Source organism: Paenibacillus sp. MSJ-34, from assembly GCF_018918005.1.
Taxonomy (GTDB): Bacteria; Bacillota; Bacilli; order Paenibacillales; family Paenibacillaceae; genus MSJ-34.
Map to the genome: position 1 here is coordinate 1 of NZ_JAHLPR010000039.1, position 19,484 is coordinate 19,484.

A 19,484-nucleotide genomic window follows, 5' to 3' on the forward strand; every position below is an offset into this window, starting at 1 on the left:
TCATTCAGGGAGAATTATCATAATTCCCCCTCTCGTATATCCGGATGCGGTCAGATTAACCGTCAATAGCAGGATAACTTACACCATCAATCTCCGGACATTATGCGTTAGCAATAACACTTGGTCTTGAGTAAATGTTTGGTCTGACATTAATACCTTCCTTTCAAAAAATTTATTGAATAAAACAGCAAAAATAAAAGAGCGCATCAGTTAAAATGCGCTCCGCTCCTCAAAAGAGGAATCAGCAAAAATGGATGAAAAAATAGAAGAATAAAAATTGGTAAAATGGCTTCTAAAAATCTAGAATTGTTTGAAAGGTTGGCAGGTGACCCTTCTTTAAATATACTGACTATTTTTTAGTTTCCGACATTTTTAAAGTATTCTGCAATTATATGAGTAATCGTTCTATGTAACATTTTGTTCATTTTTTCTGTATCCATTTTTAATTTTTCTGATACCTCTTTTTTGTTGCTGGAATAAAACATATATGTATTGACAATTTGCCTGTGCGTGTCGGAAAGCTTGATTTTGTCCATATGTAAAATGAAGTCGTGTAAGATTGCATATAATGGGTTGCCTACATTTGTTTTATGCTTCTGGTGTAAATCAAAAAAATTAGTAATTAGTCCTGATATGTGTCTAGGATTCGTATAATCAAGATATTCGACGATCTGATTTGCCCAAAAGTTTTCATTGCATTCGAATTTATTGGTTAATGTGCTAACACTTTTACCGACTTGTTTAGGAGAACGAGTGCTGGAAAAATAACTAGCATTAACTTGTAATTTTAGATTTACAATGATTTCATTGATTTTCTTTTGCGTCCATTTGCTTAGATTTATATTAGATGCAAGTATTAATTCCAGACTGTTAATCGTATCGCACATTTCTTTTTCACGCTTGGTCATATCTTCGTATTTGATTTTTAATTCGTTGATCGATTCCCAACTAATCCCGTTCTTTTTTCCTTTTTTATCAGGAATGATATATGCATTCTTTAAGTCGCTTTGTAACTGTGAGTTATGTTTAAAAAGATTGTCAATATCATAAGCTTCAAGAGTTTCGATTGTTGCTTCTTTAACTTTAAGTATTTTTTCAGGAAAAACCAATCTGTATTCATCACGCTTTACCCTGTATGGCGTTATTATGTCGTGTTCTGGATTTTTGCCCTTTGTTAAGTATGCGGCAATCTCGTATAGGATTTTATGAAACTTTGTTGTTCTGCGATTGGTAACTGCCTCTATTTGGTGGTTAGTTAGGTAATTTTGAAAGAAGGGAAGTATGTATTGATCGTCATAGATACTAGGCTCCTGCTGAATTGCTTTTATATCTTTAAACTTAGTTTTCTTCTCGTCATCAAATTTGAATAGTTGCTCAACTACTATTATACGTGGTAGTTTTTGCTGGTAATTGTTTTGCCATAGGTAACCCCTGATCGTTCTATAAGCATAGTCTAAGGGGATAACCTTTGTATTCGTCGTCGTTTCTTGCATTTACTCACTCCTAATATTTTAATTTTTCTTTTTGTTTTAAGGATCGTTTGCATTCTCATCGTCCTTTTCTTTACGCCTGAAGGCGATTATTTTAATAGAGGATAGCCTTGGTAAATCTATCCTAATAATGCTCCACTGGTGATTTTAGTAGAGGACAAGTTTTAAAGTCAAGTATAAAATAAATTAAAATAAAATAAGCAGGGGATTGGTTACCCCTGCTTTTTTTAGCAAGCATCTGGATACAATTTATTGTAATATTGCACTAACTCATAATCCAAACTATCTAAATCTCCGCTAAACGCTTGCCCAAAATGCTGTACCATTTGATCTGTAAAGCATTTATCGACAAATTGATAGGTATCATAGCTATCAATACCATCCTCGCGAATCAGGTCAAGCAATCCTTGTTTCGACTCAAACGCTGCATTGTATAATTGTTGCCATCCGTCAAGCGTTTGGTCTTGTAAAACTTTGTCTTCGATGTAATAAACAATCGCATTAATTAATGGCTGGCGTCCATAGTCAGGAAGATCACATAATGGGATAGCAATTTTGTTAAAATGACTTATATCCTCCTCCGTTTTGACGTATTGTTTAAGCAATGCTAGCTCCAGCGATTCGTGACCGACTTCTTTTTCAATGCGACCAAAAAATTCCTTCATTTTTTAATCCTCCTAAATTAGTTTTGGTATTGCTGTATGATTAAATCTCGTTGTTGACGTATAGCTTCGATTTCGTCTTTGATTTGTGCTTTACGCTCATAAGCGGTGTTTATGTCAAGATGCTCTTTGACAAGGTTTAAATGTCTTTTTGTAAGGATAAAAAGTTGATTGTAAGTTTCGTCGTCCATAATCCATATTAAGCGTCCCATTGATACTTGGACATCTAATATGTCATTAGTTTGATTCAACTGGTTTCACCGCCTTTAACCATGCGATAAGCATCAACAAGCGTTAAGACCTCTTTAATTCGTTCGTTATCAGTGCCTAAAGGCGTTGGACTTGCAACGGTGCGAATCCAAAATAAAAACTCTTTGTCTAGGCTGTCGCCGCATTTGTGAAAACGTGCTATGTAATAGTTAAGCATGATAGCACCGCCTTATATGTCCATGTTGTTAAGCGGGTTAAATTTATCATTGGTTTCGTGCAACATGTGACCCCATGCATTTAGATATCTTTTGGTCATATCTAAAGTTGAGTGTCTCAAAAGACGTTGCAACGATACGATATCGCCGCCATTACGTAAAAATCGGAAAGCTAAAGTATGCCTGAATGTGTGACTCGACAATCTACAGTCACGAAAGTTCATTTTTTTCTGCAATCTTTTAAAGATTAATTTAATACCGTTTGCGCTTAATTGTTTATTTTCGTCTGTACCGAATACATATTCCGGTTTTTGATCAATATGCCTCTCAGCAAATAATCTCCAGTCAGCCAATTCCTTGATCAATTTGTCAACAAGCGGTATACTTTGTTGTTTCCTTCCTTTACCAAAAAATATAGCCGCCTTATTGTCAAAATCAATATCAGACCATTTTAGATTGGATACTTCCCCGCAACGAGCGCCTGTTCCGAGAAAAAACAAGATCATTGTGTAATCTCTGACAGCATAGTACGTTTTAGATCTGTCAATAAGCTTGCGATAGTAAGCAAGCATTTGGCTTATATGATGATCTTGAAAGACTGGGATTAAAATATCTTCCTTCCCGTAGTTAATTTTCCGTGACACATTTTGTTTGTCAGTAATGTACTCTGATTCGACCAGATAATTAAAAAACGATTTTAGCACCCGTAGTTTCGAGTTTTTCGTTGTTTGATTGTTGCCTTTTTTATCTTGGCAATAGATCAAATACTTTTTGACGGTGTTGGCTGTTACCTCTTCAACGTTTACAATTTCTTCCTCAGAACAAAAATTATTAAAATCCGTAAGTGTCCTCGTATACCTGTCCAATGTTGTAACAGATAGGTTTTTTAACTGTCGATCCTCCAAAAAATCTTTAATTGCAAACTGTAAATACATAAACAAAAAAAGACCACCTTCCATTGGATTTATAAATCCGTTGGAAAGTAGTCTTTTGATTAAAATTCGTTTCTCAGCCTAACCACTTTCTTTTTGCTTCGTTAAAAAGTGGCGAGAAGCCTTGATTAATATAATCTGGTCGGAGTAACAGGATTTGAACCTGCGACCTCACCCACCCCAAGGGTGCGCGCTACCAGACTGCGCCATACCCCGACACTATATTCAATATTATAGTACATTTCGGGAGATTGTCAAAAAAGTTTTTTCCTGAATAGGCAACGTTTTACTGTAAAAGAGCACCGGGGCGAGGCGTACGATGACAGCATGCCTCTTCGTCAATCGCAATGGCAATGCCAAAGAAGCGGCGTCATCGCCGCTCGCCGCCTTCCCGGATTTCCCGCAGCCACGCCTGCTCTTGCGGCGTCAGCTCCATGCGTTCGAGCAGATCGGGGCGGCGCTGCCATGTGCGGCGAAGCGATTCCCGCCGGCGCCACTCGGCCACATTGGCGTGATGGCCCGAGAGCAGCACATCGGGCACCGTCCAACCGCGGAAATCGGCCGGGCGCGTATAATGCGGATATTCAAGCAGCCCCGTGCTGAACGAATCGGTAACCGCGGACGTTTCGTTGCCAAGTACGCCCGGCAGCAAGCGAACGACGCTGTCTATGACGACCATCGCCGGCAATTCCCCGCCGGTGAGCACGTAGTCGCCGATGGACAGCTCATCCGTGACCAGATGCTCGCGTATACGTTCGTCGTATCCTTCGTAATGGCCGCATATAAAGATCAAATGGCGTTCCCGCGCAAGTTCTTCCGCTTTCGCTTGCGTAAACGATTCTCCTTGCGGGCACATGAGAATGACGCGCGGACGCGCTGCCGGAACGGCGCCGGACGGTTGATCCGCTTGCGCGCCCAACAAATCCTCGACGGCGGCGAAAATCGGCTCCGGTTTGAGCACCATTCCTCCTCCTCCGCCATACGGATAGTCGTCCACGGTGCTGTGCTTGTTATTCGCATAATCGCGAAAATTGACCGTATTCAGTTGTACGATTTCTTTGTCATGCGCCTTGCCGAGAATGCTCGTCCCGAATACGCCCGCGAACATTTCCGGAAATAGCGTCAGCACATCGATTTTCATCGTTATAGTAAACCCTCCAGCAAATGGACTTTCACCACTTTTTGCTCAACGTCGACGTCGAGCAAAACCTCGTCGATGACCGGCAGCAACACCGGCTTGCCTTGCGGGCGCTCAACCACCCATACATCGTTCGCGCCCGGGCTTAAAATTTCGCTAATGACGCCGAGCTCATCCCCTTCGTCGGTAACGACGCGGCAGCCGATAATTTCGTAGTAATAATACTCGTCTTCCGGCAATTCCACCAAATGCTCCTCGGATACTTTCAGCAGCCAGCCTTTATATTTTTCGACCTCGTTAATATTATGGAATCCTTCAAATTTGACCATGTACATATTTTTATGCAAACGCGCGCCCTCGACGACGACCGGAACCGTCGCCTTCGTCTCCGGATGTTGAAACAGCAGCTTGCTGCCTTTTTGAAAGCGCACTTCCGGGAAGTCCGTTTGCGGTACGATCTTCAATTCGCCGCGAATGCCGTGAGTATTGACGATTTTCCCAACGGTAAACAATGTATGCGACATATTGCCTCCTCAGAATTTGACATCGTAACGACGCCATCAGACTTATCTATGATATGAAAAAGGGCTAGGACATTCATCCTAACCCCGCTTCCTAAGACAAAATATCAACGGTTACCCGTTTATTGATTTTCACAGCTGCCGATGTAACCACGGTGCGAAGCGCTTTGGCGATCCGTCCTTGCTTGCCGATCACTTTCCCGATATCGTCGGGATTGACCGTTAATTCGTACACAATGACATGATCTTTCTCAACGACATTCACATGAACATCTTCCGGATGATCTACTAAAGCTTTTGCAATAACTTTTACTAAATCCTCCATACGAATTCCTCCGCATCAACAGCTTATTTCTGTTGCTTAAGCTCATGGAATTTTTTCATAACGCCAGCTTTGCTAAGCAAGTTACGAACAGTATCGGAAGCTTGAGCGCCCGTTTGCAGCCATTTCAATGCTTTCTCTTCATCGATGTTCACTACGGCCGGCTCTGCAACCGGATTGTAGTAACCGATCTCTTCGATAAACCGTCCGTCGCGCGGAGAACGGGAATCGGAAACGACGACACGATAAAATGGAGCTTTATGAGCGCCAATGCGTTTTAAACGAATGCGTACTGCCACGAAAATCACCTCCCCTATGAGATAAACCATCGATTAACGGAAAGGGAATTTCATCCCTTTACCGGCTTGCTTTTTCAAATTTTTCATCATTTTATTGTTCTTGCCGCCGCCCATCATGCCGGAAAATTGCTTCATCATGCGGCGCATATCGTCGAACTGCTTAATCAAACGGTTCACGTCGGTTAGCGACGTCCCGCTGCCCGCCGCGATCCGTTTCCGCCGGCTATGGTTGATGATGTCCGGTTGCCGCTTCTCTTCCTTCGTCATGGAACGGACAATCGCTTCGATGCGGCCCATTTGCTTCTCGTCGACTTTCAAATCTTTCAATTGCTTCACTTTGCCCATGCCGGGAATCATATCGAGAATTTGATCGATCGGCCCAAGTTTCTTCACTTGTTCCATCTGCTCGAGGAAATCGTCGAACGTAAACTCCGCGTTGCGCATTTTCCGTTCCATTTCCTTCGCTTTCTCTTCGTCGATATTGGCTTGCGCTTTCTCGATCAGCGAGAGCATATCGCCCATGCCCAAGATGCGCGATGCCATCCGGTCCGGATGAAACGGCTCCAGCGCGTCGATCTTCTCGCCGAGCGCCGCGAATTTAATCGGACAGCCCGTAACCGCTTTGACGGATAAAGCCGCGCCCCCGCGCGTATCGCCGTCCAGCTTCGTCAAGACGACGCCGGTCAGCTCGAGCTGCTGATTGAAGCTTTCCGCAACGTTCACCGCATCCTGCCCCGTCATCGCGTCGACGACGAGCAGCACTTCGTCCGGCTTCACATTCGCGTGGATTTGCTTCAACTCTTCCATCAACTCTTCGTCGATATGCAGCCGGCCCGCCGTATCGATAATGACGTAATCGTGGCCGTTATCCTTCGCATGCTGCAAACCTTGCTTTGCAATTTCGACCGGGCTCGTCTTGTCGCCAAGCGAGAACACCGGCACTTTAATTTGCTCGCCGAGCACCTGCAATTGCTTGATCGCCGCCGGGCGGTAAATGTCGCCGGCTACGAGCAGCGGACGGTGGTTTTGCTTCTGCAGCAATTTCGCGAGCTTGCCGCTTGTCGTCGTTTTCCCGGCGCCTTGCAGACCGGCCATCATAATGACCGTCGGCGGTTTATTCGATTTCGCCAATTTCGCGTTCGTGCCGCCCATCAGCTCCGTCAACTCTTTGTTAACGATGTCGATAATGACCATTCCGGGCGTGAAGCTTTTCATTACTTCTTGACCGACCGCGCGTTCCTTCACCTTCGCAATGAACTCTTTGACGACTTTAAAGTTAACGTCCGCTTCCAACAAAGCGAGCCGCACTTGGCGCATCGCTTCGCCGACATCTTCTTCCGAAACTTTGCCCCTGCCGCGCAATTTGCTGAACACGTTCTGCAGGCGGCTGGTCAAACCTTCAAATGCCATGGCGATTCACCTCCACTCGTATTAATCGACGTTTCGCAAACCGTCCATCATACGCTTCGTCTCTTCTTTCCGTTCTTCCGGCATATATTTCAACATCGCCTGTAATTGCTCCAAATAATCGAGCCGCTGTTTATGCTTGCGCAGCAGTTGGAGTTTGTCCTCGTAGGCCTCCAACATTTGTTCGGCCCTTTTAATATGCTCGTAAACCGCTTGACGGCTAATGTCAAACTCCGCCGCGATTTCCCCGAGCGAGAAATCGTCGTGAAAATAATACTTTAAGAACGTTTGCTGCTTCTCAGTCAGCAGCGGCTCGTAAAAATCGAACAGCATATTGATGCGGTTCGTTTTGTCGAGCACATTCCCTTCGCTCATTCAGGGCCACTCCCTTCCTGAAAACCTCATATCTGACGCTTTACTCTCGGATGAGCGAACCCGGCGCTTGCAGTCAAGGTCAAATACTTGACACATGCGCCGACAATTATCATACCGAAATCCGAAACCAATGTCAAGTGATTTACCTTAACATTTATTTTCGGCATTCATCACCGTCTTCGTCCGGGCGGCTATTTCCTGTTGACTTCGTTGGGAGCCGCCGTCACCATGCACTCGGGATCCGCTTTCGCCAAGAGGGATGTAAGCCGCGCTTCCTCGGAGCGTTTAATTGTACATATGAGCAGCGACCGCTTGTCCCCTTCGGAAGCGTTCGGAATTTGGCGCACTTCGATTGCGGCGGCGCGCAGCGCCCGCTCGACCTCTTCCCTTTTCCCGCTGACGATCCACATCGTTTTCGTAAGCGGCAACCCGTACAAACCGACATCGACCATACGGTAAGCGAGATAGTAAGCGACAAGCGAGAACAACGCCTGTTCCCAGCCGAAGACGAATCCCGCGCCGAGCAGAATCAGCAGGTTGCTCCACAACACAATTTCATCTGCCGTAATAAGCTTCCTTCCCCGGTGCAAGTAACGGACGGCCGCTTCCGCCTGATCCACGGAATCGCCTCCGAAGCGGATGATCATGCCCATCCCGAGACCGAACGACGCTCCGCCGCATACCGCGGCCAAGAACGGGTTCGATAAGAGCGCGGGCAACGGATTCAGAAGGTAGGCTCCTAGGCAAACAAACACGAGCGACAGCAGCGAAGCAATCAGCAAGGGACGGCCGACGCGGCGGCGCAGCAGCATAAACGGAAAATTGAACAGAAACAGAAACAAGCTTAATTTCAATTCCGTAAAATGGGTCAGCATAATGGATATGCCTACAAAGCCGCCGGCGATCACTTGATTCGGCACTAAAAACAATTCGAGGCCCGCGGCCACGAGCATACTGCCGATGAGCAAATGGATTAGTTTCCGTAAATCCCAGCGCCGCGCCTCCATTTGGCGGCCGGATGCCCGACTTGATCGTGCGCTGTACTCATGTGGCATGGCCGGCATAGAATCTCCTCCTCAAAACGTTGTTCAAACCGTTATTGAATCGGCAGTACGTAGAGAAACACCGCAAAAAAATGAACGATCGAGCCTGCCAGAACGAATAAATGCCAAACGGCATGATGATGCGGAAACCCGCGCCAGACGTAGAAAATCGTACCGAGCGTATACAGAACGCCTCCGGCGACAAGCATGTTCACACCGCCCTGCGGCAGCGCGGCGACGAGCGGATTCCAGGCGAGCACGATCAGCCAGCCCATCGCAATATAAAAAATCGTGGACATGAACAGAAAACGTTTGACGAAAAACGCCTTGAACACGACCCCGAACAGCGCAATGCCCCAAATGATGCCGAACAAAGTCCAGCCGAGCGTGCCGCGCAAAACGACGAATAAAAAGGGGGTATACGTGCCGGCAATAAACAAATAGATCGAAGCGTGGTCGAATATTTCGAACAAATCTTTCACTTTCCCTTCGGGAAAGCTGTGCAACAACGTGGAAGAAGTATACAACAGCAGCATCGTCACCCCGTAAATGGTAAAGCTGACGATATGCCATACGTTCCCGTACATGCAGGAGTATACGACCAGCAGCACAAGAGCGGCAACGCTGAGCAGCATGCCGATGCCATGCGTAACGGCGTTCGCGATTTCTTCCTTTCTCGTGTAAACATGCGTGTTTGCCATAGGAATAACACCTTCAATCCTCGATATAATCGATTGTTTCATTACGTACCTTTATTATATGCTTTTTTGCGCCCAAGGGGAAATGAAGGCTTGGTGAACGCAGAAAACCGGGACGTTCCCGCCCCGGCTCTCGTCTATTCCTTTCTTTCCGCTTCGTTGTCACGAGTTTCCGCATCCTGTATCAGGCCTGCGAACAAAGCATGCACAAACTGCTCGGAGTCGAACTCCTGCAAATCGTCCATCTTTTCCCCAAGTCCGACGAATTTCACCGGCAAGTTCAGTTCCTGCCGGATGGCTACGACGATGCCGCCTTTGGCGGTGCCGTCGAGCTTCGTTAGCACCAGGCCGGTCACGCCGCTTTTCTCGCCGAACAATCTCGCTTGGCTCAGCGCGTTTTGGCCTGTCGTCGCGTCGAGCACCATCAATACTTCATGCGGCGCGTCCGGGATTTCGCGTCCGATGACACGATAAATTTTATTCAGCTCTTCCATCAGGTTGGATTTATTTTGCAGCCGTCCCGCCGTATCGCATAGCAGCACGTCGACGCCGCGCTGCTTCGCCGCATGTACGGCGTCGTACATGACGGCCGCAGGATCGGAGCCCGCTTGCTGCTTAATCACTTCAACCCCGACGCGCTGGCCCCACACTTCAAGCTGCTCGATCGCCCCCGCGCGGAAGGTGTCGCCCGCGGCAAGCAGCACTTTTTTGCCCTGCTGCTTGAAACGATGCGCCAATTTGCCGATCGTCGTCGTTTTGCCGACTCCGTTGACGCCAACGAACAAGATGACGGTAATGCCGGCATCGTTCATCGCCAATCCGTTATTGGCATCGCCGCGCAGCAATTCAACCAGCTTCTCGGACAAGATCGGCTGCAACTCGGCCGCTTCTTCGATTTTGCGTTTTTTCACCTCGGCGCGCAAGTCCTCGATCAAGTTCATGACCGTATTCACGCCCACATCGGCTCCGATCAAAATTTCTTCCAGTTCCTCGTAAAATTCCTCGTCGATTTTTTTGCGGCGCGTAATCAAGTCTTGCACTTTGCCGACCAAGGCCGAGCTCGTCTTGGACAAGCCTTCCTTGAATACGTTCGTCACCGCCTCGGTCTTGGCTGCGATGCTTTCTTTTAATTTTTTAAAAAAACTCATATTTTCTTTTCATCCTTCCGCAAACGGCAATAATGAATTACAGCTATGCGATAACCGCTTCTTCGTCTTCCAGTTTGACGGAGACGAGCTTGGATACGCCGCCCTCCTCCATCGTCACGCCGTAGAGAACGTCCGCTTCTTCCATCGTCCCTTTCCGGTGGGTAACGACGATAAATTGGGTTTGCTCGGAAAACTCGCGCAAATATTGCGCAAAGCGCGTCACATTCGCTTCGTCCAGCGCGGCTTCGACCTCGTCGAGCACGCAGAACGGCACAGGCTTCACCCGCAATATCGCGAACAGCAGCGCCATCGCCGTCAAAGCGCGCTCTCCTCCGGAGAGCAATTGCAAGTTTTGCAGTTTTTTGCCCGGCGGTTGGGCGACGATATCGATCCCCGTTTCGAGAATCCGCTCCGGCTCCACCATAACCAAGTCGGCCCGGCCGCCGCCGAACAATTTCACGAATACGACGACGAACTCGCGGCGGATAGCGTCGAACGTTTCCTTGAACCGCTTCGCCATTTCTTCGTCCATTTCGCGTATCACTTGATAGAGGGCCGTTTTCGCCTCGATCAAATCATCCTTCTGCTCGCTCAGGAACTGGTAGCGCTCATGAACCCGCTCATACTCTTCGATCGCGCCCAAATTGACGTCGCCCAAGGCGGAGATGCTCCGTTTCAAGTCGCGAACGTCGTTCTGCGTACCGAGGATATCTTCCGGCACCGGATAGCGGCTTTTGGCCAGTTCGTAGCTCAGTTCGTACTCCTCGGCCAATTTTTTGAGCAAATTGTCAAGCTCCACGTCGAGGCGGTTCACCTGAATTTCCGTATGCCGAAGCTGATCTTCCACCGACCGCAACGCGCTGCGCTGCTCCTTCGTCTCATTCTCCTCGCGTTCCAGCTTGCGTACCCATTCCGCGCGTTCGGCGCGCTTAAAGTCGATTTGTTCGGAGCATTGTTCTTTCCAAATTTTATATTGATTTAAATCCTCGAGCTGCTTGACGCTTTCGGAACGGACCGTCGCCGTATCGGCTTCCAATTGCGTTAACGCTTGGCGGTTGCGGGCAAGCTCTTGCTCGAATGCGGCAAGTTCCTCTTCCGTTCGCCGCAGCTGCGCTTGCAGCGAGAACTTTTCTTGATCCAGCTTCCCTTGCCGCACCTTGAGATCGGTTAGCTGCGATTGCAGTTCCTCCTTGGCCGATTCGCTTTCCTTCCGCGCCGTTTCCGCCGCCTGGATCGCGAGCTGGATCCGGTCCTCCTCCGCCTGCAATGCCTCGAGCTGGCTTTCCGCCGCCTCGCGCGCGGCGTTCAATGCTTCGAGTTCCTGCTCGCAGCTAATCCGGTCATGCTCGAACATCTCGAATTGCTCCGACAGCCGCCGCGCATCCAGTTCCGCTTGTTTGCGTTCCGCCGCGATCTGCTGCTCTTGCAACCGGTTTTGTTCGCCCTGCTCGCGCAAGGTCTCGATTTGCTTCGCCGCTGCGGCAAGCCGCTGTTTCAAATCGCGTATACTATGAAGCAGCTTGTCCAATTGCTCCTGCGTTTGCTTGATTTCCCCGTCGATCTGATCGATTTGCCGCTGTCTGCCGAGCAAGCTTGTGCTCTTCTTATGCACGCTCCCGCCTGTCATCGATCCGCCGGCGTTCACAACGTCCCCGTCCAACGTGACGACGCGGAAACGGTATTGGCACTTGGCCGCGATCTTGTTCGCCTGTTCCAACGTTTGCGCGATGACGACGGACCCGAGCAAGCTGCCGACGATATTCGCGTAAGCGGGCTCGTAGCCGATCAAGTCGGCGGCAATGCCGACAAAGCCTTCGGCCCCTTCGATCGCCCGTTTATCGCTCTCCGAGATGGAGCGTCCGCGAATGACGTCAAGCGGCAGAAACGTCGCCCGTCCGAGCTGGCGCTTCTTCAAGAAGGCGATCGCCTCGCGCGACACCGCTTCGTTCTCCATGACAATATGCTGCATCGAAGCGCCGAGCGCCGTTTCCACCGCCGTTTCCAGCCGTTCCGGCACCCGGATCAGCTCGGCGACGGCGCCGTGCACTCCGCGCAATCCGGAACCGTCCTTCTTGCGGGACGCTTTCAGCACTTCCTTCACGCCAAGAATAAAACCGTCGAAATCGTTCTGCAGCTCTTTCATCGTATCGCGCCGCGAGACGAGCGAATCGAGCTTCTGCTCCCATTTGCGCGCCGTCAGTTGCGTTTCATCGAGCAGCCCTTGCAGCTTCTTATAGTTATCGCTTTCTTCCATATACCGGTTGCGAACCGCCTCGATGGCGGCGGCAGCTTCCTGCATTTGCGCGGCCAATTCGGCTTCCCGCTTGTCGCAAAGCGCCTTCTGCTCGCGCCATTTCGCCTGCTCTTCCTTCAGCCTGTCCGTACGCCGCGCCAGCCCTTCCTTCTGCTGATCCGCATAACGAATTTCATTGCGAAGTCCGGCCATTCGGTTCATCAAATCGAGCAATTCGCCCTTCAGCGTTTCCTCCGGCGCATTGCTCGTCCCGCCGGCCACTCCGAGCAACCGGGATTCTTCCTCGCGCAAATGAGCCGTCAACCGAGCGAGCTGGCTTTCGACTTCGTTCAATTGGCTCCGGTAACCGTCCGTCTCCGCCCGTTTGTCCCGAAGGCGGCTCTCGTTCGATTCGAGCGTTTCCTTCAACTGCCGGTCGTTCTGCGCCAAGTTTTTGCTGCGCTCTTTCAATACTTCGCCATAGCCTTCGCATTTCTCGAACTCTTCGCTGTAATGCAGCAGTTTTTCCTGCAATTGTTCCAATTCCGCTTCCAGCTTCCGCATCTCGATCCGGTGCGTCTCCAAATGCGCGTCATGCCGGCTTACGACGGTAGACAGCTCCAACTGGGATTGCTGCAGCTGCGAAAGCTTGTCGCTCGCTTCCGTCCATGAACGATGAATTTGTTCGATTTGATGAACGTACATGGAAATTTCTTTCGTTTTCAATTGCTCGCGCAGCGATTTATATCGAACCGCCTTCTCCGATTGTTCGCGCAAAGGCTCGATTTGATCCTCCAGTTCGCTGACCAGATCGTGAATGCGCAGCAAATTTTGTTCGGTTTCATCCAGCTTCTTGTTCGCGTCCTTTTTGCGGGATTTATATTTTACAATTCCCGACGCTTCTTCAAAGATGCCTCGGCGATCTTCCGAGCGGGTGCTTAAAATTTCCTCGATGCGCCCTTGCCCGATAATCGAATAAGCTTCCTTACCGATTCCCGTATCCATAAACAATTCCGTTATATCCTTTAAGCGGCAAGACTGTTTGTTAATAAAATATTCGCTTTCCCCGCTGCGATGAACGCGGCGCGTTACCGTCACCTCGCTGAAATCGAGCGGCAAAGCCTGGTCGCCGTTATCGAGCGTAAGCGACACTTCGCCGAAATTAACGGCTTTGCGCGCGTCGCTGCCCGCGAAAATAACATCTTCCATTTTGCCGCCGCGAAGCGATCTCGCGCTTTGTTCGCCCAGAACCCAGCGGATTCCGTCCGAAATATTGCTCTTGCCGCTTCCGTTCGGCCCGACGACAGCCGTAATGCCTTGCACAAACTCCAGCTCCGTCCGATCCGCAAAAGATTTAAAGCCGGACAATTCAATCCGCTTCAAAAACATCGTCTCACCTCAAAGCCTATTTTAACACAACCGCCGCAAATACTGAACTCGCTTTTGCCAGGCTTTTGCGCCCCGCTGCCGCGCCTTCGGCAACGTATCTACCGCGCATTATTCCCATAGAAAAACCGGAAGTCGGCCAACCGTCCGCTTCCGGTTATGTCTATTGCCTTATTTCGATTTCGGTTCCGAACCGGCGCCCAATCGGTGAAGCGCGCGGGCGGCCGCCTGCTGTTCCGCTTCTTTCTTCGACCTTCCGCTGCCGCGTCCCAAGCAATCTTCCCCCATATATACTTCGGAGACGAATTCGCGCTCATGCGCGGGACCCCGTTCCTCGACGATCCGGTATTCCAATCCGCCCAAGCTCTGATGTTGGGCCAGCTCCTGCAGTCTTGTTTTATAATCGTTAATTTGCAGTTTGCCGTCTTGCGTAATTTGCTCGAACACATGCGCTCTAAGAAATGTACGGACGACATCGAACCCTTGGTCCAAATAAAGCGCTCCGATGAAAGATTCGAACACATCGGCGAGCAGGGCCGGCCGGCTTCGCCCGCCCGTCAATTCCTCCCCCTTGCCGAGCAGAACGTACTGCCCGAATTCCAGCGCTTCCGCAAATTTGACGAGCGAAGGCTCGCATACGATCGCCGCACGAAGCTTCGTCAGTTCCCCTTCCGGACGATTCGGATAAAGGCCGAACAAAAATTCGGACACCGCCAGCTCCAAAACCGCGTCGCCGAGAAATTCAAGGCGTTCGTTGTCCTGACCGCCGCTGAACCGGTGCTCGTTGACATAGGAAGCATGCGTGAACGCTTGCTTCAGCAGTTGGCGGTTTTTAAATGAAATATTCAATTTCTGCTGTAACCGCTTCAAATCCGCGCTCAAAAAAACTGTCCCCTTATGAGTCGTATTTCTTCAATACAATCGTTGCATTATGGCCGCCAAAACCGAACGAATTCGACATAACCACCTTCAAGTCCGCTTGACGAGGCACGTTCGGCACGTAATCCAAGTCGCACTCCGGATCTTGATTGTCGATGTTGATCGTCGGCGGAATCATTCCGTGCTTGATCGCCAAACCGCATATGACGGCTTCCACGCCGCCGGCCGCGCCGAGCAAATGGCCTGTCATCGATTTGGTCGAACTGACGGCTACATGATAAGCATGGTCGCCGAGCGCGATCTTGATCGCTTGCGTCTCGGACTTATCGCCGATCGGCGTGCTCGTGCCGTGCGCGTTAATATAATCGACTTCCGACGGATCGATGCCCGCGTCCTTCATCGCCTTGCTCATGCAGCGCGCCGCGCCGTCCGGATCCGGATCGGTCATATGATGCGCGTCGCCGCTCATGCCGTAGCCGATCACTTCGCCGTATATCGCCGCTCCGCGCTTGAGCGCGTGCTCCAGCGATTCGAGCACAAGAATGCCCGCGCCCTCTCCCATCACGAAGCCGTCGCGGTCGATGTCGAACGGGCGGCTCGCCTTCTCCGGCTCCTCATTGCGCGTAGACATGGCGCGCATCGCGCAAAAGCCGGCCATTCCCGTCGGCCGAATCGTCGCTTCCGCGCCGCCGCATATCATAATGTCCGCGTCGCCGCGTTGAATCAGCTTGTACGAATCGCCGATCGAATGCGTCCCGGTCGCGCAGGCGGTAACGGCGGTACTGTTCGGGCCTTTGGCGCCGAATAGCATCGACACTTGTCCGGACGCCATATTGGCGATCATCATCGGAATAAAAAACGGGCTAACCCGTTTCGGGCCTTTTTGCAGCAAAATATTATGCTGGTCTTCCCATGTTCCGAGACCCCCGATCCCCGAACCGATCATGACGCCGACGCGTTCCGGGTCCGCATCCTCCGCAATATTCAATTTGGCGTCTTCCAACGCCTTCTTGCTTGCCGCTACGGCAAATTGCACGAAGCGGTCCATGCGACGCGCTTCTTTCTTATCGATATATTCATCCGGATTGAAATCTTTAATGGATGCCGCAATTTGCGTCGGATATTCGCCGACATCGAACGAATCGATCGAGGAAACCCCCGATTTTCCCGCCATCAGATTATTCCATAGCGTGTCCAAGTCTGCGCCGAGCGATGTCATTATTCCCATTCCGGTCACAACAACTCTTTGCCTCAAACAAAATCACCTCTATATAGATTGCAATTCGCAAGAATAATGATTGCATTCATGAATCCCGAATGGAACGAATGATGAAAGGAGAAGTCCCGTTTTTTGCAACGGGACTTTTACTAACTGTATGCCTGTTTCCAAAGCAATGCCTGCTTTCGGAAAATTAGGTATGAGATTGTATGTAATTTACAACTTCACCTACAGTTGTGATTTTCTCCGCATCTTCATCAGAGATTTCCATATCAAACTCATCTTCCAATTCCATCACCAATTCAACGACATCGAGAGAATCAGCGCCAAGATCATCTTTGAAAGATGCTTCCAGTGTAACTTCAGCCTCGTCAACGCCTAAACGATCGACAACAATGCGCTTTACGCGTTCCAATACATCGGACATCCGGTTCACCTCCTCTTTGGTATTATACGAGAATTCGAATTAAATTACCATACAATCCGGCTGCAAAAATATGTTCAACGAGTTCGCCGATTCGAATTACATATACATGCCGCCGTCAACGTGAATCGTCTGTCCCGTCATATACGCGGCGTCGTCGGATACGAGAAAAAGGACGGCTTTGGCGATATCTTTCGGCTGGCCGAGACGCGACAACGGAATTTGCGATAAAAGTCCGCTCCGTATTTCTTCCGGCAGTTGATCGGTCATATCGGTTTCGATAAAACCCGGAGCGACGCAATTGACGGTAATTCCGCGCGAAGCGAGCTCGCGCGCGGACGCCTTCGTCAGTCCGATGACGCCCGCTTTCGCCGCGACGTAGTTCGCTTGCCCGGGATTTCCCAGTACGCCGACGACCGACGAGATGTTGACGATTCGGCCGGAACGTTGCTTCATCATCGGGCGGGTTACTGCTTTCACGCAATTGAATACGCCCTTCAAATTCGTTTCGATCACTTGATCGAACTCTTCTTCCTTCATACGCATAATTAAATTATCTCTTGTAATGCCTGCATTATTCACTAATATATCCAATTTCCCGAATTGGTCAAGCACTTGTTTGACCATCGCCTCGGCTTCGGCGCTTTTGCCGACGTTCGCCTTCACCGCGAACGCCTTGCGGCCCATCGCCTCAATTTGCTCGACGACGGCCGCTGCGGCCGCCTCGCTGCCGCTGTAATTCACGGCGACGTCCGCCCCCGCTTCAGCGAGCGTCAATGCGATTTCCCGCCCGATTCCGCGCGAAGCGCCGGTAACGAGCGCCGACTTGCCATGCAGCGCGCCGGATAAGTTCGACATCGAATTCCCTCCCTGCCAAAATGTCTTCTCATTCTATCATGCTGAAACGATCATGCGAAAGCTTGCAGCGCATCCAGGCTGTTGATCGATACGATGCGCGCCGATTTGTCGATTTTTTTGATCAGACCGGCAAGCACCGTGCCCGATCCGATTTCGACAAACGTATCCGTCCCTTGTTCAAGCAACCACTGTATACTGTCTTCCCAAAGGACAGGGGAATATACTTGCCGGACAAGCAATTCGCGGATTTGGTCCGCTTCGGCAACCGGCCGGGCGGTAACGTTCGCGACGACAGGAATCGCCGCGTTCTGCAACGCAACGTTCTGCAGCGTTTGCGCAAGCCGCTCGGCAGCGGGCTTCATGAGCGAAGAATGGAACGGTCCGCTCACCTCCAGCGGAATGACGCGCTTCGCCCCCGCTTCTTTGCCGCGCTGAACGACCGCTTCCACGCCTTCTTTGCTGCCCGATACGACGATTTGTCCCGGGCAGTTGACGTTTGCAAGCTCGACGAGGCCCGTCTCCGCCGATATCGCTTCGCATAGCGATCGGAGCGCTTCCCGCTCCGCGCCGAGTGCGGCCGCCATCGCGCCTTGTCCGCCCGGCACCGCCTCCTCCATAAATTGGCCGCGGGCGCGCACGGTCGCAACCGCTTGTTCGAACGAAATCGCTCCGGCCGCGACCAGGGCGCTGTATTCGCCCAAGCTGTGCCCCGCAACGAAATCGGGGCGCACGCCCTTTTCCTTGAACGCTTCATAGAATGCCACGCTCGTCGTCAATAACGCCGGCTGGGTATTGACCGTTTGTTTTAATTGTTCGTCAGGTCCGCCGAAGGCGATTTCCGTAAGCGGGAAACCGAGCGTTTCGTCCGCAAGGTCGAATATGCGGCGGGAAGCCGGGACGGCGGCATAGACGTCCTTGCCCATGCCAACCGCCTGAGCCCCTTGTCCGGGAAATACAAAGGCGATTTTCCCCATTGTGAACTCCCCTTTCATTACTGTCTATTATACTAATGCCGTGTATAGTACCTACCAAATTATTACCGAAGCGCCCCAGGTCAAGCCTCCGCCGAAGCCGACAAGCACGACGCAGTCTCCTTCCCGCATCCGGCCTTCCTCCGCCGCTTCCGCGAGCGCCAGCGGAATGGATGCCGCCGACGTATTGGCGTATTTCGGCAAATTAATCATGCATTTCTCTTCCGGAAGATTAAGCCGGGACAAGGACGCTTGAATAATGCGATTGTTCGCTTGATGCGGAATAAGCAGATTGATATCTTCTTTCGTCATTCCCGCTTTCTTCAACGCTTCTTCCGCCGCATTCCCCATAATGCGCACGGCAAATTTGAACACTTCGCTGCCTGCCATATAAATATAATGATTCCGTCCTTCCACCGATTCGATCGAAGCAGGCATCCGCGAGCCGCCGCCCTTCAAATTGAGCAATTCCCCGCCGGAGCCGTCCGCGCCGAGTTCGAACGACCGGAAACCGCGGCCTTCCGGCACCGCGCCAAGCACGGCAGCGCCCGCGCCGTCGCCGAATAATACGCATGTATTGCGATCCGTATAGTCCGTTATGCGGGACAAGCAGTCCGCGCCGATAACGAGCACGTATTCATACATGCCTGTGGCGATAAAATTGTTCGCCGTCGCCAGACCGTATATGAAGCCGGAGCACGCCGCCGACAAATCGAAGGCGGCCGCTTTCTTCGCCCCCAAACGATCCTGCAAAATGCAAGCGGTCGAAGGAAAAGCCATATCGGGCGTAATCGTCGCCACGATAATCAGATCAAGCTGTTCGGCCGTAATGCCCGCCGAGCGCAGCGCCGCTTGCGCCGCATGAAAAGCCAAATCCGAGGTTGCCTGATCCGGCGCGGCGATCCGGCGTTCCTTCATGCCGGTGCGGGACACGATCCATTCGTCGTTCGTGTCCACCATCTTTTCCAAATCCGCATTCTTCAGCACGCGATCCGGCACATATTTTCCTGTTCCCAATATTCCAACCGAACGTAATGTCATAATGTTCAACAAC

General features: G+C 50.6%; 21 protein-coding genes and 1 tRNA gene. All 22 read right to left on the reverse strand.

Features of this window, described 5'->3' with window-relative positions; genetic code table 11:
• Positions 1-356: 356 nt before the first annotated feature.
• Complete coding sequence (locus KQI79_RS19415) at positions 357-1,493, reverse strand: hypothetical protein (protein ID WP_216539959.1); 1,137 nt, start codon at positions 1,491-1,493, stop codon at positions 357-359.
• Positions 1,494-1,717: 224 nt separating this feature from the next.
• Complete coding sequence (locus KQI79_RS19420; protein WP_216539960.1) at positions 1,718-2,155, reverse strand: hypothetical protein; 438 nt, start codon at positions 2,153-2,155, stop codon at positions 1,718-1,720.
• Positions 2,156-2,172: 17 nt separating this feature from the next.
• On the reverse strand, positions 2,173-2,403 hold the full coding sequence (locus KQI79_RS19425) for a hypothetical protein (RefSeq protein WP_216539961.1): 231 nt from the start codon (positions 2,401-2,403) through the stop codon (positions 2,173-2,175).
• Positions 2,400-2,579 carry a hypothetical protein gene (locus KQI79_RS19430; RefSeq protein ID WP_216539962.1) on the reverse strand — a complete coding sequence of 60 codons (180 nt, stop codon included), beginning with the start codon at positions 2,577-2,579 and terminating at the stop codon, positions 2,400-2,402. Before KQI79_RS19430 ends, KQI79_RS19425 begins: the two co-directional genes overlap by 4 nt.
• A gap of 12 nt (positions 2,580-2,591) precedes the next feature.
• Positions 2,592-3,512, reverse strand: a complete 921-nt coding sequence (locus KQI79_RS19435; protein ID WP_216539963.1) for a tyrosine-type recombinase/integrase — start codon at positions 3,510-3,512, stop codon at positions 2,592-2,594.
• Between the two features lie 136 nt (positions 3,513-3,648).
• Positions 3,649-3,725: transfer RNA gene (locus tag KQI79_RS19440), tRNA-Pro, on the reverse strand.
• A gap of 154 nt (positions 3,726-3,879) precedes the next feature.
• Positions 3,880-4,650, reverse strand: coding sequence for a tRNA (guanosine(37)-N1)-methyltransferase TrmD (trmD, locus tag KQI79_RS19445; RefSeq protein ID WP_216539964.1), 771 nt, complete (start codon positions 4,648-4,650; stop codon positions 3,880-3,882).
• A gap of 2 nt (positions 4,651-4,652) precedes the next feature.
• On the reverse strand, positions 4,653-5,171 hold the full coding sequence (gene rimM, locus KQI79_RS19450) for a ribosome maturation factor RimM (protein WP_216539965.1): 519 nt from the start codon (positions 5,169-5,171) through the stop codon (positions 4,653-4,655).
• A gap of 91 nt (positions 5,172-5,262) precedes the next feature.
• Complete coding sequence (locus KQI79_RS19455) at positions 5,263-5,493, reverse strand: KH domain-containing protein (RefSeq protein WP_216539966.1); 231 nt, start codon at positions 5,491-5,493, stop codon at positions 5,263-5,265.
• Positions 5,494-5,516: 23 nt separating this feature from the next.
• Positions 5,517-5,789: a 30S ribosomal protein S16 gene (gene rpsP, locus KQI79_RS19460; RefSeq protein WP_216539967.1), complete on the reverse strand. Its 273-nt coding sequence runs from the start codon at positions 5,787-5,789 to the stop codon at positions 5,517-5,519.
• Positions 5,790-5,822: 33 nt separating this feature from the next.
• Entirely contained in the window at positions 5,823-7,199 is a 1,377-nt protein-coding gene (gene ffh / locus KQI79_RS19465; protein WP_216539968.1) for a signal recognition particle protein, read from the reverse strand.
• 21 nt (positions 7,200-7,220) lie between these two features.
• Complete coding sequence (locus tag KQI79_RS19470) at positions 7,221-7,571, reverse strand: putative DNA-binding protein (RefSeq protein ID WP_216539969.1); 351 nt, start codon at positions 7,569-7,571, stop codon at positions 7,221-7,223.
• A gap of 191 nt (positions 7,572-7,762) precedes the next feature.
• Positions 7,763-8,635 carry a YitT family protein gene (locus KQI79_RS19475; protein ID WP_216539970.1) on the reverse strand — a complete coding sequence of 291 codons (873 nt, stop codon included), beginning with the start codon at positions 8,633-8,635 and terminating at the stop codon, positions 7,763-7,765.
• Between the two features lie 32 nt (positions 8,636-8,667).
• Entirely contained in the window at positions 8,668-9,315 is a 648-nt protein-coding gene (trhA, locus tag KQI79_RS19480) for a PAQR family membrane homeostasis protein TrhA (RefSeq protein ID WP_216539971.1), read from the reverse strand.
• Between the two features lie 134 nt (positions 9,316-9,449).
• A complete protein-coding gene (gene ftsY, locus KQI79_RS19485) occupies positions 9,450-10,460 on the reverse strand; it encodes a signal recognition particle-docking protein FtsY (RefSeq protein ID WP_216539972.1) in 1,011 nt (336 codons plus the stop codon).
• 43 nt (positions 10,461-10,503) lie between these two features.
• The gene (gene smc / locus KQI79_RS19490) at positions 10,504-14,082 is read right to left on the reverse strand and encodes a chromosome segregation protein SMC (RefSeq protein WP_216539973.1); all 3,579 of its coding nucleotides are present in this window, start codon (positions 14,080-14,082) and stop codon (positions 10,504-10,506) included.
• Positions 14,083-14,250: 168 nt separating this feature from the next.
• Entirely contained in the window at positions 14,251-14,961 is a 711-nt protein-coding gene (rnc, locus tag KQI79_RS19495) for a ribonuclease III (RefSeq protein WP_216539974.1), read from the reverse strand.
• Between the two features lie 13 nt (positions 14,962-14,974).
• On the reverse strand, positions 14,975-16,213 hold the full coding sequence (fabF, locus tag KQI79_RS19500; RefSeq protein ID WP_216539975.1) for a beta-ketoacyl-ACP synthase II: 1,239 nt from the start codon (positions 16,211-16,213) through the stop codon (positions 14,975-14,977).
• Positions 16,214-16,370: 157 nt separating this feature from the next.
• The gene (gene acpP / locus KQI79_RS19505) at positions 16,371-16,604 is read right to left on the reverse strand and encodes an acyl carrier protein (RefSeq protein WP_216539976.1); all 234 of its coding nucleotides are present in this window, start codon (positions 16,602-16,604) and stop codon (positions 16,371-16,373) included.
• Between the two features lie 96 nt (positions 16,605-16,700).
• Positions 16,701-17,459 (reverse strand): 3-oxoacyl-[acyl-carrier-protein] reductase, encoded by a 759-nt coding sequence (gene fabG / locus KQI79_RS19510; RefSeq protein ID WP_216539977.1) that lies wholly within the window; start codon positions 17,457-17,459, stop codon positions 16,701-16,703.
• A gap of 50 nt (positions 17,460-17,509) precedes the next feature.
• Positions 17,510-18,433 (reverse strand): ACP S-malonyltransferase, encoded by a 924-nt coding sequence (gene fabD, locus KQI79_RS19515; RefSeq protein WP_216539978.1) that lies wholly within the window; start codon positions 18,431-18,433, stop codon positions 17,510-17,512.
• A 51-nt stretch (positions 18,434-18,484) separates the two neighbouring features.
• Positions 18,485-19,471, reverse strand: coding sequence for a beta-ketoacyl-ACP synthase III (locus KQI79_RS19520; protein WP_216540029.1), 987 nt, complete (start codon positions 19,469-19,471; stop codon positions 18,485-18,487).
• Positions 19,472-19,484: the final 13 nt, after the last annotated feature.

Coding starts and splice junctions, on each gene's coding strand:
- ftsY (WP_216539972.1), bottom strand. CDS start 10,460: ATGAGTTTTTTTAAAAAATTAAAAGAAAGCATCGCAGCCAAGACCGAG.
- ffh (WP_216539968.1), bottom strand. CDS start 7,199: ATGGCATTTGAAGGTTTGACCAGCCGCCTGCAGAACGTGTTCAGCAAA.
- trhA (WP_216539971.1), bottom strand. CDS start 9,315: ATGGCAAACACGCATGTTTACACGAGAAAGGAAGAAATCGCGAACGCC.
- KQI79_RS19415 (WP_216539959.1), bottom strand. CDS start 1,493: ATGCAAGAAACGACGACGAATACAAAGGTTATCCCCTTAGACTATGCT.
- fabG (WP_216539977.1), bottom strand. CDS start 17,459: ATGTCGAACTTATCCGGCGCGCTGCATGGCAAGTCGGCGCTCGTTACC.
- acpP (WP_216539976.1), bottom strand. CDS start 16,604: ATGTCCGATGTATTGGAACGCGTAAAGCGCATTGTTGTCGATCGTTTA.
- KQI79_RS19420 (WP_216539960.1), bottom strand. CDS start 2,155: ATGAAGGAATTTTTTGGTCGCATTGAAAAAGAAGTCGGTCACGAATCG.
- KQI79_RS19475 (WP_216539970.1), bottom strand. CDS start 8,635: ATGCCGGCCATGCCACATGAGTACAGCGCACGATCAAGTCGGGCATCC.
- KQI79_RS19435 (WP_216539963.1), bottom strand. CDS start 3,512: ATGTATTTACAGTTTGCAATTAAAGATTTTTTGGAGGATCGACAGTTA.
- smc (WP_216539973.1), bottom strand. CDS start 14,082: ATGTTTTTGAAGCGGATTGAATTGTCCGGCTTTAAATCTTTTGCGGAT.
- rimM (WP_216539965.1), bottom strand. CDS start 5,171: ATGTCGCATACATTGTTTACCGTTGGGAAAATCGTCAATACTCACGGC.
- fabD (WP_216539978.1), bottom strand. CDS start 18,433: ATGGGGAAAATCGCCTTTGTATTTCCCGGACAAGGGGCTCAGGCGGTT.
- trmD (WP_216539964.1), bottom strand. CDS start 4,650: ATGAAAATCGATGTGCTGACGCTATTTCCGGAAATGTTCGCGGGCGTA.
- KQI79_RS19470 (WP_216539969.1), bottom strand. CDS start 7,571: ATGAGCGAAGGGAATGTGCTCGACAAAACGAACCGCATCAATATGCTG.
- KQI79_RS19455 (WP_216539966.1), bottom strand. CDS start 5,493: ATGGAGGATTTAGTAAAAGTTATTGCAAAAGCTTTAGTAGATCATCCG.
- KQI79_RS19520 (WP_216540029.1), bottom strand. CDS start 19,471: ATGACATTACGTTCGGTTGGAATATTGGGAACAGGAAAATATGTGCCG.
- KQI79_RS19430 (WP_216539962.1), bottom strand. CDS start 2,579: ATGCTTAACTATTACATAGCACGTTTTCACAAATGCGGCGACAGCCTA.